We start from the raw sequence: 12,500 nt of genomic DNA on the forward strand, positions 1-12,500 counted from the left end.
TCCTCTTACGTACCTTTGTGACTTTTTTATTATACCCCTTTCCGAATGTGCGTTCAATACAAGGTATGAATATTGGAAGATTAATTAATCCTAACCTTCCAGTATTTCGTATTCGTTTTGAACTATGTCCATTTGGAAATAGTTCATTCTTCAGAAAGTTCTCTTGTTTTACTATATTTTTTGATGCTTATTTATAGTTGGAACACCTACATCAAATAAACTAGCTATGTTTTTTTGAGCGACCGAAATTATTTCATCTTTTATCATCTTAATTCATTATCTAACGGCAAGATCTGTTCGTCTAATACTTCCCGCCAGGCGCGCTTCATGGCTTGAGGGTATTTAAATGGTTTTACTTCTGGGTGAAGGTTTTTATAGGCGTCGTAATCTTTGCTTTCAATGATTCCTTTGAGATTGGGAATGGATTCCATACCAATCATGTATTGAACGACTGAAGACCTTAGTTCGCTGGGAGATACAAACCACTCTTTAGAAAAATCCTGAATCAATTGATCCTGTGCTTGAGTAAAGAAGTGTCTTTTTATCACAAAAATATCTTCTTTTGCGTCGATTTCTTCCTGGTCAATCGCATTTAAAATGTGTCGATAGACTTGTTTGACGCTTTCCGTCTTGTTTAGCTTCTGCAAAGCTTTCTCAATTTCTTCCCTCGCATCTAAACTATTGGCTGCATAAATTCCCAATAATTGATCGATATAAGCGGAATCGATATCGTATAACTTGATCGTACTATCCGTGTAAAAGGATATTTCTGAAAAATCCGGTATTTCTGGATCTATTTGATCTGGATCCGGTTCAATGTCGATAAGTGATCCTTTAACCGTTTCATAAACTCCCACTTGTTCTTCCAAGACATTCACTTGTCCTTGCAGTGCTGATGATTGTTCCATATCATCATTGTAATCATCATAAGTAACCAGAGATTCATAGGCGTTGTTCAACTCTTGAAAAGCTTTGACATAATCGACACGAGTTTCTACAGAACTGTGCTCGTCTAGCTCATCAGATACGAATGTGAATTCTTGGATTTTTCGATAGGCTTTTTTGAAGCGTTTCTTGGATTCCGTATAGGTCGGATAAATCAACCCTGTTTCTTCTTTTGCTTCTGAATACAATTTAGTAGCATCTGCCACGTTCTTTTCCATCGTTGCTGGTTTCCTGAAAGTCACAATCATTCCTTTAGTCTTGTCTGGATACGTCCGATTGGTTCTAGAAAAAGCTTGAATCAAACCGGCATAGTCTAAATTCCGATCTACAAAAAGAGTTTGGACTGTGGGCGCATCAAAGCCCGTTAATAAGCGGTCTACAACAATGACTAAGTCTACTTGCCGGCCAAATTGTTTAAATTCAGCTCGTTTTCGTGCCAATCGATTATTGATATCTCCGTTATAACGATCAATCTCTGCTAAATTCCAGGCAGTATGGTAATAAGCATTGTATTCTTCGATAATTTCTTGCATTTCTTTTTGCTGTTCACTGGAATCACCTGCGTTTTCTTCCAGTGAGTAGGTAATGGCAATTCGCGGAAAGTCTGGATCATCCATTGTACGTCCTGCTCGAACTGGATGATTGGGAAACTCTTTTTCCATCCAATCTGAATCTTTCATCATTTCTTTGATCGCTTGATAGTACTTCTTTGCCATGACAATAGAGCTAGTCGTTAGAATCGCTGACTTTGTCGGTTTTCCGTTTCGAAAATCGAATTTCGTATAGGCATTATCCGGCCGGAAAATTTTATGGATGACTTTTTGAATATGTTCATCATCTTCATATGTGCTGCTTGCCAAATAACTTTCCTTTTTGATGCCATCCATCTCATCAATTACTTTATTAATCTCTTCAGTTGTATAGTGAGCATATTTCTCATTCACACGAAACTGGTGATGGATTTTATTGTCTAAAGAAGTGGGTTCAATCGTGTCTTCGTGTTCTACTTGAAACCCTAAGACAGCTCCATCTTCCAATGCATTTTTTATGGTGTACGTATGTAGAACTTCTCCATATTGGTCATGGGTTGTTCGTGCCAGTTGGCCTTTAGCCTGTTTCTTGTTCTCATTAAAAATAGGCGTTCCGGTAAAACCAAACCAAGTAGAATTAGGAAAAAATGCTTTGATCTCTTCCATGTTTTCAGCACTTAAAGCACGATGGCATTCATCTACAATAAAGACGATATGCTGACCCATTAATTTACGGTAGCGGTTCGTTCCTTTTTGTTCTTCTTGCTTGTTGGCGTACTTTAAAGCAGCATCCAACTTTTGACGAGTGGTAACAATGATAACATTCGAATTGGCATCTGCTAAAAGGGTATCGCTTAATTCTTTAGCACTTCCCGTTCCAACAATCAGGCTATTTGCTTTAGAGTTTCCTGAAGATATGCCGGTATTGAATTCTGAAGCAAATTTCGTAAATTCACTAGTCGTTTGGTTATCCAAATCTTTCCGGTCCACCAACATAATTGTCCGATCAATACCTGATTTTCTTGCAAGCAGCTTTGTCGAAACGAAACTGGTCAAGGTCTTTCCTGAGCCAGTTGCATGCCACACATAACCTGATTGGTGTTTGTTGGCAGCTGTAAAGAGCGCTTCAATCGCGTGAACTTGATACGGATGCAAAACCATCAGTGTTTTATTGTCTTGGTCTTCACTGACGATCGTATAATGTGCAATCAAACGATGGGCATCCGGGATGTTCAAGGCTTGTTTGCAGAATTCATATAAATTATCTACTTTTTTGTTGTCTCTCGTACGCCAGCTAAACAAGAATTTCCGGTGCATGTCTTTTGGCATCGCATTCGCAAAGTAGCGTGTGGTTTGTTCATTGGATACGACAAATAACTGCAAAGTTGAAAAGATATTATTTCTGAACATTCCTTCTTCTGCATACTTTTTAATTTGATTAAACGCTTGGTAAACCCCATCTTTTGCAGTCACTTGTTTCAATTCAATTTGAATGATCGGCAATCCGTTGATCAATAAGGTCACATCAAAACGACGATCGCGTGCATCAACACTACTGCCCTTCTTGGCGATCTGATTGACCACTTCATAGCTGGAAATGCCGCCGCCAATATCTTGGTTAGAATAAAGAACCAATGAGACTGAACCTAAATTCCTGTCTTCACGATCAATGGTGATCCGAGAAATGCCGTTTTCTCCTTTTAACCATTTTGCCGCATCAAACGGCGTTTGAGTACGCAAAAGCAATTCTGTTTTGATGGTGTCAAACTCTTTATCGGTCAAAGGATGTTCTTCAATTTCAGATAGGTTATTTTGCGTGATTTTATGGCGCAGGTTTTGCCAAAGATCCTCCTCAGATTTCAAATCTGGGCGATAAGTCCATTGGTTATGTCCTTCCCCCAACACATCAATGAGATGTTTTTCAATTTCAGCTTCATCACGATGATTGATTTTATTCATTGAACTCATCTCCTTAAACAAACATTTTTTGTAAGAATGCTTTTTTGGTTTCTTTTAATAGGTCTAACTCACGTTGGTGAAGAGCGATAGTGTCGTCGAGCTGTTTGAAAAATGAACCTATTTTTATTTGCTCATCAATTTTTGGAAGCAAAAATTTTATAGAGTCCAGATCTCTTGGATAAACTGCAGCTACACTAGTTGTTCCAACTGCTCTTGCTTGTACCTGTTTAATTAGTTCCGGTGTGTTATAAAGGTAATTAAAAAAAGAAGTATTGACACTTTCAAATTTGAATCGAGCGATGTTGCTATTAAACGCGTACTTGCCACTTTCTCCAAACCATGTAGCTCCTTTCCCCACAAGTTCTAAAGTATTTCTAGTATTAAAAAGAAAATCTCCATAATAAGCAATGTCTTTCTCTTCTACTTGTTCAGTTGAGCTTAGAAACTCTAATTTATTAAAACTAAAATAACCTCTTTGAATATTGCCCATTTTTATTAAGGGAATTCCTAGGTTAGCCTTCGAACCCAATAAATTAGTTCCAGTTTGAATTGAGGTAATTACATCTTCAAACTTCCGCTGTTCCCAATCGTCAGTAAATCCTGGAAAACGGATTTCAGGAACCCTCTCCCCCTCTTTTGGGAACATATTTTGTAGAAAGCCTTGTTTAGTTTCTTTAAGGGTAGTAAGTTCTTGCTGATGAAGCACAATAGTATCATCGAGTTGTTTGAAAAATATACTTATTTTTCTTTGTTCTTCCTTACTAACTGGAATATCAATCATTAATTTTTTTACTATTCCACCTGATAAATTACCTTGTCCTCCTTGTAAGTAAGTACTTATAATTATCTGTTTTTGTTTTCTCAACCATTGGGATATAAAATAAGAATCATCACCAAATCTTGGCTTTATAGCTAAAATAGCTTGATTAATTGCACCATCTATTTGAGAAATACCAACTTCTCCACTAGTTGCTCCATATAAAGCATACAAAATATCTCCTTTATTAACGAGCTTAGCAGATGATTTTTTTATAGCTTCTTCAGTTATAAAAAGTTCAGTTGTATCATAACTAATCTCACCAGAGCGAATAAAAGGGACATGTCCATTATAGTAATAGTTATTATTTGCAGTTGGCGTACCACCAGAAAAACTATCTGTGATGTCGCCTAACTTATGCTGTTCCCATTCTTCACGAAATCCAGGAAAACGAAGTTCTGGTTGTTTATTACTTTTCATAGTTAAACACCTCTAAAGCGCCTTTGATCCATTCCGCATCTTCTGAATTTACCTGAAGCGAAGAAATAGCTTCGAAAAGACTTGTTTCAAGTGCTTGTTTTTCTTGGCGTATTTCTTTTATTTCCTTTCCAATGGATACCATATCAATAGGATCTTCTTCTTCAAATGTATCCACATACCGAGGAATATTTAAGTTAAAGTCATTTTCTTTGATTTCTTCAAAGCTTGCTACATGAGCGTATTTTTCAATAGTTTTTCGTTCTTTATAAGTTGAAACAACTTTTTCGATATTTTCTTGAGTCAATTTATTCTGATTCTTTTCTTTAATGAAGTCACTGCTAGCATCAATGAATAGAACATCACGGTTGGTTCGGTTCTTCTTCAAAATAATAACGGTCGTTGGGATAGAAGTTCCGAAGAACAAATTAGCCGGCATACCAATCACAGCATAGATACTGCCATCTTCCAACAGCTTCTTACGAATAACACCTTCTGCTGCTCCTCTAAACAACACACCATGCGGCAAAACAATCGCCATCGTACCTGTTTCTTTTAAGTGATAATAACCGTGTAAAAGAAACGCAAAGTCCGCTTTTGATTTTGGTGCTAATTTGCCATAGCGGTTAAAGCGAGAATCGTCTAAAAAGGTATCGTCTGCAGACCATTTGGCCGAATAAGGAGGATTCATGACGACTGAATCAAACGTATAAGGTTCATCAGTCGGCCAGTCTTTATTCAGCGTATCCCCATTGCGCAGCTCCATATCTTCTGCATCTACACCGTGCAAGATCAAGTTCATTTTAGCTAAGTTATACGTTGTCGTATTTAATTCCTGACCATGGTATTTGACGTTTTCTGGATAGTTCAAATAGTTTCTTACGTTAAGCATCAACGAGCCTGAACCCATCGTTGGGTCAAAAACACTAAGCAACCGCTTGTCTTCTTGACCAATCGTCACGATTTGCGCCATCATGTCTGAGACCATATGCGGAGTATAGAACTCTCCGGCTTTCTTACCTGCCTCTGAGGCGAATTGACTGATCAGATACTCATAAGCGTCCCCTATGACGTCTCCTTGGTGCCCAATTACATCAACGTCGTTTAATTTCTTTAAGACTTCTGTGATCGTGACATTCCGCTGCTGGTCATCCGCTCCCAATTTTCTTGATTGCAAATCGACATCATCAAACAGCCCACTAAATTGATCATAGTTCGACGATAATTGGATGAATGCTTTGTTTAATTCATTCAACTGAAAAACATTTTGTTTAGCTTGATCCGCTAACACATTAAAGAGATAAGCTGGCTCGATATCATAACCTAAGGTATCGACGATCGTTGCAATCAAATCTTCTTTGGATTCTTCATCAGATAACAACTCTTGATAAAGAGCTGTTTGTTTATCTGCAGTATCATATTCTTCTAACGACTCATCCGCTAACTCCACCACTTTTTGCAATAATTTATCAGAAAGGTATTTGTAGAAAATCAACCCTAATAAGTAGTTCTTATATTCGGAAGCATCCATTTTGCTGCGAAGATTATCCGCTGCACTAAATAATTTCTGATTTAAATTGTTTCCCATAATTTAATTCCTCTTTTCTTTAAACATCTAATTTTTTTAGCATTTCTAAATATATTCTTCTATTTAGATCTATCTCTAATTCGGTTAAGTATTGGTACCTGTTTAAGTTAAAGTAGTTGGTTCCAATAATTGACTGCGTATCTTTGTTTGGGAGTTTAATATCAATTTCACGTAAAATAGCTGGAGTTAGCTTCGGAACAACGCTGCCTTGCATTAAAATGGCCATTTGCTTCTTTATACTTACTGATTCATTCAAAATATAGCATATGTATTTTGAGTCTATTTCGTCAGATAGCAATGTCAGTTTTGCAAAGTTCTGATTAAACAATTTTCCTGTATTCTTATTACTAACAATCCCTGCTTTGGAACTTACAAAACTATACAAAATGTCTCCTGGGAATAATTGGTACTTATCCTTTTGAGAAAGACTTGTATCAGCTTTAGTCGTCAAATTCCTTAAACCTTCTTGCAAATCACCAATTAAATCCTCATTAGTATAAATACCTGAACGATCACTTTGTTTCCCTTTAAATCTAGAGATATTTTGTCCAACGTTTATCTGTACTACTTTTTCGAATTTCATACGTCAACTCCCTTCCGAGTAATTTAAACAAATTACGAAGAACGTACGTTTGAATGATAACATAGATTAGAAATTAGTCAATATTTAATAAGTAATTCCACGAAATTACAAAATTAATTTTTGGGTTTCAAATCCTTTATCACTAACTTTTAAATACTACAGAAAAATAGAAATCCAAAAACTTGGTAACTATACTTCATTTCGTTACCCCTACTACTGACTGTATACGTAACTATCTATTTGAACGGACTTAGTAAATTGAGATTGCCAATTTAGGCAAAAAAATAGACACTCTTCATAAGGAAGGTGTCTTGAATTATTGATATATAAGATGTATGAACGCTTTAAAAGCGAGAAGATTTACTAGTTTTAGGTGTCGCGTAAAATAAACTACATTCAACTCTACTATCTTCATCATTTTATTCATTCAGCTTCAGGACTAGAACATTAGACGGACAGCAGATATTCGCAATCCATCACTATCCATTGCCTCTTCAAAGTAGTGTAATTAGCTTATTTATTAAAAATCTTTGGACCTTTTCGCATATTTTTTATATCATTTTTTGGTGTGTTGGTTTGTTTAGATTTTCCGCCACCTGCTTGTTTCTTTTTAATTAACTCTAACATTTTCTCTTTTGAATTCACTTTTTCACACCGCCTCGTTAATGTAGCACTAAATACTTTCAGTGAGATAAGAGGAGTGATGACTACATTAATGGAATTAATTTTAATGTCTACGAGCTTTTAAAAAATGGTGAATCCATTTTTAAAACCGCATAACACTATTTCTTAAATCCATTATTATTTTCCGTATCCTTTGCCCAACAGTACAATATTTGGTTTTACAATCTTCCTTAAATCATACAGGATAAACCGAGAAGTAACAAACAAATTTTAATTTATTAAGCAAATAACTTGTCCAATAAATGGCAATATTTTTTAGTAGAATGAGATTTGAGATAAGTAACAGAAAAGAGATCCTTGTAATCACAAGAACCTCTTTCTCAAAATTTTCAACTATACATTTTCAAAAAGGTACTTAAAAGTTTAAATCATCATCTTTGTTTTTATTAGCGCCTTTAAAAAGCTCAAATAATAAACTACCTATTAGTATTACTAGTATAATTATAAAAATAAGCTTACCTAAGAAAAAAATCATTTTATCACCTACTTAGTAGTATCAACAATTACTTCACCAGTTTGTACTTCAACCCAACCATGTTCTAAACGTGCTTCTACTTCTTTTAACTTAATTAATTCTTCTGAAATGGATTCTGATAACTTTTTATTTGCCTCAGCTTCAGCTTCTGCTGCTTTTACTTTTTGATAGGCTAAACTATCAGCTTTTGTTTTTGCTGTATCAGCTTCTAAGATAGCTTTTTCTTTTTCTTGACCAGCTTTAATAATTTCATCAATTGATTTTTGTGTTTCAGCATCTACATCTGGAACTCCAAAAGCAACATCTTCTACCAGAAATCCTTTTTGTTCAACTGCTTTAGTGAAATCTTCTAAGATTGATTGCTGAACTTCTGTTGATTTCGATCCCGTTACATCCAATAAACTATATCTAGCTACTACAGCACGGGAGGATTTAAGCAATTGTGCTTTTAACCAATTGGCTTCAATGTCTTCAACGTTAATACTTCCAAATTCTTTAAATACGTCAGAAACTTTTTTTGAGTCTACTTTATAAGCATATGTAATAGATACGTGAGTAGCTTTTCCATCTTCTGTAGCTAAATTTAACTTTTCTGCTTTAACCGTTTGCAATCGAATAGGATATTGGGTTACTTTATCAAGACCTACAAATTTAACCCCCTGACTTAGAGTTTGATCTTTAACTCCGCCATTCATTGAATAACGAACACCTACATAACCATTTTCTATTTTTTCAAAAAACACTAAAAAGCCGCCTATTAATAGGATAATTACTATAATACCAATGATTAGCCCTTTGATTTTTTTGATGCTGTTCTTATCGTATACTTTTTCGTTCAATTCTATTTCCTCTTTTCTTTTTTCAAATGAACCACTAACGTAATAATAACTAAAACTTCCCTTTTTATTTTATTACTTACAAAATTATCACCCCGTATAATTGTTTACTGCAATATATAAAGAGAAATACACAGAATCTCCTGCTTTAAGTCTACGCATTCTTCTCTACATACTTTTTCTTTTACGAGTTGATTATTGTTTTTTCTGCCTCTTCCCATAAAAAATCATCACTTTTAATTATACCAAAAAAATGAGCCAAAACATTGAATTCCTTAAATTTCTACCCTTAATTAAATATTTTTAAAAAATTTAAAGCAAAAAAAGAACTGCCATATGACAGTTCTTCTTGATATTGTAATGATTGGTACTCGATTTCTTTCGAAATCTCCGTCCCATACTGTATCCGTAAGCGAATAAATTCGCGACGGCTCCAGCAATTAACGTTTTTTGCATGCTCTCTCCGTTCGCCTTGTACTACATTCGTACATCACTATGGAAACTACGCTTCACTTCGTTACGCCTACTACTGTGTCTGTAACTCTCTTTGTTCGAACAGACACAGCAAATTGAGACCGCCAATTTTCGTGCATAAAAAAAGAGAACTGCCATATAAGGCGGTTCTCTTTTGATAATATATAACGTAGTATTAACGTTTTGAAAATTGGCTAGCTTTACGAGCTTTTTTAAGACCTGGTTTTTTACGTTCAACCATACGTGGGTCACGTGTTAACAAGCCTGCAGCTTTTAACGGTGAACGGAAAGCTGGGTCTACTTGTAGCAACGCACGAGCGATACCATGACGAGTAGCGCCTGCTTGTCCAGTGTAGCCTCCACCATTTACGTTTACATGCACATCATAGTTTTCCAATGTTTCAGTAACTGCTAAAGGTTGTTTAACGATTACGTATAGATATGGGAAAGGCATGTATTCAGTGATGTCTTTTTTGTTCATGATGATTTTTCCAGTACCTGGTACTAAACGTACGCGGGCTGTTGAGTTTTTACGACGGCCTGTGCCGGTATATTGTACTTGTGCCAATGAAATTCCCTCCTTAAATTAGGTTAGTGATGTCTAGTACTTCTGGTTGTTGTGCTTGGTGTTCGTGTTCAGAACCACCGTAAACGTGTAATTTCATGCCTTGTTTGCGTCCTAAAGTGTTCTTAGGCAACATACCTTTTACAGACAATTCAATTAGTTTACGCGGGTTGTTAGCACGCAATTCACCAGCTGATACTTGTTTCAATCCACCAATGTAACCAGTGTGGTGAGAATAAATTTTGTCAGTTGCTTTTTTACCAGTCAATTTGATTTTTTCTGCATTAATAACGATCACGAAATCACCTGTATCGATGTGTGGTGTGAAAGTTGGTTTATTTTTACCGCGTAGAATGGATGCTACTACAGTAGACAAACGTCCCATAGGGATATCGGTTGCGTCTACCACATACCATTTACGTTCTACTTCGCTAGGTTTAGCCATATAAGTTGTACGCACGTTTTTTTCCTCCATATTCTTATCTGTTTGTTTGTTGCACAATATAAGTTTCCGGGGCTCATTATGTGGGGCAAACAATACCACCTAACATAATACCTTTTTAAAAGCTAATTGTCAATCATTCTAACTAACTTTTTGAAACTTTTATCGGCTACTGTATTGATTCATTTATCACTAAATTGTTCGCTTGCAAATCTATTACTTTCAGCCATTGCTTATGCTTCACATAGACTGTTTTATAGACTTGTTTGGTGCCATCAAGAAACAGCATCACGCGTGTACCTGGATTGTCTGTTACAATGCGGCTCTCATAGTCTGATAAGTCTACTTTTTCTTGCACATAAGTTAATTCTTCATACTGACTGATATCAGTTGCTGGTTCAGCGTTTTCTAGTTCCTCTTCGCTGATTGAAGCCATGTCGCTGTCTTCTTTATCTGCTTCTTCTATCGTTGTTGAACTTTCGACAGCTGAGCTTTCTTGACTCGTCTGGCTTGATTGTTCTGAAGTACCATTCGTAGGTGCCTCAGCTTTGTTTGTTCCGCACCCTGTTAAAACGAAGGCCGTCGCCACAAAGACCAATAGTGCTTTTTTCATGTAACTACTCCTTTACTGTTCAGTTATGTCCGCTTATAGTTATGCACTTGACTTTATAATTGTGTCATTATACCAAATGAGTATCATTTTTTAAAGGAAAGGCCATGAAAATATCGTCTACAAAATGACCGTCGAGATAGAATTCATCTTTCAAAATGCCTTCGATTTCAAAGCCGTTTTTTTGGTAAAAACGAATCGCATTTTGGTTGGTTCCTAAAACACGAAGGCTCAGTTTATGAATCTGTTCGCTTTGGGCTTGTTTTTTTACAGCATCCAGCAGTTTTGTTCCGACTCCTGAACTTTGTGCAGCGGGGTTGACGCCAATATCGATCGTCCACGTCCATTGGTGGGCCTCCATGCTCGTAGCACGATGAAATCCAATAAACCCTAGCACTTCATTTCGGATGCGGGAGACCGCCACTAAATGCGACCCTACTGGAAATCGTGCTGCATACTCTTCTGGTGAAGCATAATGGGTCACTTGCGGCGTGTTGGTAGAATTCCAGATTTGGTTTTCGATCTCTACGATTTGCGGGTAATCAGCCCATTGGCTGGTTCGAATGTATATGTCCATTTAGTTAACTCCCATTTTTTTAGTCTCGGGTGTATAAAAAGCGGTGCCTTTCGTTGCTTCTTCTAGGTCATAATAAACCTCTACCAAATACAATCCTTGAGGCGCTGCAGTCGGGCCCGCTTGATTGCGGTCTTTCACTTCCAATAATCGTTTCATATCGTCTGCCGGGCGTCTGCCGTTGGCAATTTGCAATAACGTGCCGATGAAGATCCGAACCATATTGTATAGAAAACCATTGCCGCGAAACGTAAAAATCAATTCGCCATTTGCTGCGTCTTGTACCACACTGGCTTCGTAAACCGTCCGTACTTTATTTTCCCGCCCGCTGTTAGAAGCACAAAAACTCGTAAAATCATGGGTTCCTTCAATGTCTTTTAAGGCTTGCTGCAGAGCTTCCATGTTTATCGGGTATTGATGGTGCTTCGTATACAACCGTTTGAAAGGGTTGGTGTCTTTATTGGTGTCTACACGGTATTGGTACTTTTTCCCAGTTGTCAGGTAGCGAGCATGAAAGTCTTCGCTAACGATTTCTACATCACAAACTTCGATCTCATCCGTCGTTAAACTATTCAGCGCACGTTTCATGTTTGCTATCGGCATCTGAATAGGGTAATCAAAATGGATCACTTGTCCGAGTGCATGTACACCTGAATCGGTCCGGCCAGAACCTTGTATTTTGATCTCGATGCCTTTGGTCATGATTTTTAAAGCTTTCTCAATATCGCCTTGAACGGTTCGATCGTGAGGTTGGATTTGAAAGCCGCTAAAATTGGTTCCATCGTACTGAATAATGATTTTATAGCGTGTTGTTTCCATTATCATTGACTCCTAAAAATGTTTTATTTGATTCTATCGTTTTGGGTATTCATAAGTGAAGCGGCTGTATTCTAGAGAAAATGTTATTCCCTAAGCGTTCCTCATACTGATTTGACAAAGACCCTTTTATTTTCAAAAGAAAAAAGACTCTTCCAACAGCTGATGAATGAGTCTTTATTCTG

At 36.7% G+C, this 12,500-nt stretch carries 11 protein-coding genes; all 11 read right to left on the reverse strand.

Going from position 1 to position 12,500, the window contains the following annotated elements; translation table 11 throughout:
- Nucleotides 1–263: 263 nt before the first annotated feature.
- The gene (locus NY10_RS07940) at nucleotides 264–3,434 is read right to left on the reverse strand and encodes a type I restriction endonuclease subunit R (RefSeq protein WP_058919465.1); all 3,171 of its coding nucleotides are present in this window, start codon (nucleotides 3,432–3,434) and stop codon (nucleotides 264–266) included.
- Between the two features lie 13 nt (nucleotides 3,435–3,447).
- Complete coding sequence (locus NY10_RS07945; protein ID WP_058919466.1) at nucleotides 3,448–4,671, reverse strand: restriction endonuclease subunit S; 1,224 nt, start codon at nucleotides 4,669–4,671, stop codon at nucleotides 3,448–3,450.
- Nucleotides 4,661–6,256, reverse strand: a complete 1,596-nt coding sequence (locus NY10_RS07950; protein ID WP_058919467.1) for a type I restriction-modification system subunit M — start codon at nucleotides 6,254–6,256, stop codon at nucleotides 4,661–4,663. Before NY10_RS07950 ends, NY10_RS07945 begins: the two co-directional genes overlap by 11 nt.
- 19 nt (nucleotides 6,257–6,275) lie before the next feature.
- Complete coding sequence (locus NY10_RS07955) at nucleotides 6,276–6,839, reverse strand: restriction endonuclease subunit S (RefSeq protein WP_058919468.1); 564 nt, start codon at nucleotides 6,837–6,839, stop codon at nucleotides 6,276–6,278.
- Between the two features lie 513 nt (nucleotides 6,840–7,352).
- On the reverse strand, nucleotides 7,353–7,484 hold the full coding sequence (locus NY10_RS12900; RefSeq protein ID WP_058919469.1) for a hypothetical protein: 132 nt from the start codon (nucleotides 7,482–7,484) through the stop codon (nucleotides 7,353–7,355).
- 522 nt (nucleotides 7,485–8,006) lie between these two features.
- Nucleotides 8,007–8,837, reverse strand: a complete 831-nt coding sequence (locus NY10_RS07965; RefSeq protein ID WP_231726720.1) for an SPFH domain-containing protein — start codon at nucleotides 8,835–8,837, stop codon at nucleotides 8,007–8,009.
- 646 nt (nucleotides 8,838–9,483) lie between these two features.
- A complete protein-coding gene (gene rpsI, locus NY10_RS07970) occupies nucleotides 9,484–9,876 on the reverse strand; it encodes a 30S ribosomal protein S9 (protein WP_058919470.1) in 393 nt (130 codons plus the stop codon).
- A gap of 13 nt (nucleotides 9,877–9,889) precedes the next feature.
- Nucleotides 9,890–10,333, reverse strand: coding sequence for a 50S ribosomal protein L13 (gene rplM, locus NY10_RS07975; protein WP_058919471.1), 444 nt, complete (start codon nucleotides 10,331–10,333; stop codon nucleotides 9,890–9,892).
- Nucleotides 10,334–10,484: 151 nt separating this feature from the next.
- Nucleotides 10,485–10,928, reverse strand: a complete 444-nt coding sequence (locus NY10_RS07980; RefSeq protein ID WP_058919472.1) for a hypothetical protein — start codon at nucleotides 10,926–10,928, stop codon at nucleotides 10,485–10,487.
- Nucleotides 10,929–10,995: 67 nt separating this feature from the next.
- A complete protein-coding gene (locus NY10_RS07985; protein ID WP_058919473.1) occupies nucleotides 10,996–11,502 on the reverse strand; it encodes a GNAT family N-acetyltransferase in 507 nt (168 codons plus the stop codon).
- Nucleotides 11,503–12,318, reverse strand: a complete 816-nt coding sequence (gene truA / locus NY10_RS07990; RefSeq protein ID WP_058919474.1) for a tRNA pseudouridine(38-40) synthase TruA — start codon at nucleotides 12,316–12,318, stop codon at nucleotides 11,503–11,505. It abuts the gene before it with no gap.
- Nucleotides 12,319–12,500: the final 182 nt, after the last annotated feature.

The sequence above is a fragment of the Carnobacterium sp. CP1 genome, from assembly GCF_001483965.1.
Classification (GTDB): Bacteria; Bacillota; Bacilli; order Lactobacillales; family Carnobacteriaceae; genus Carnobacterium_A; species Carnobacterium_A antarcticum.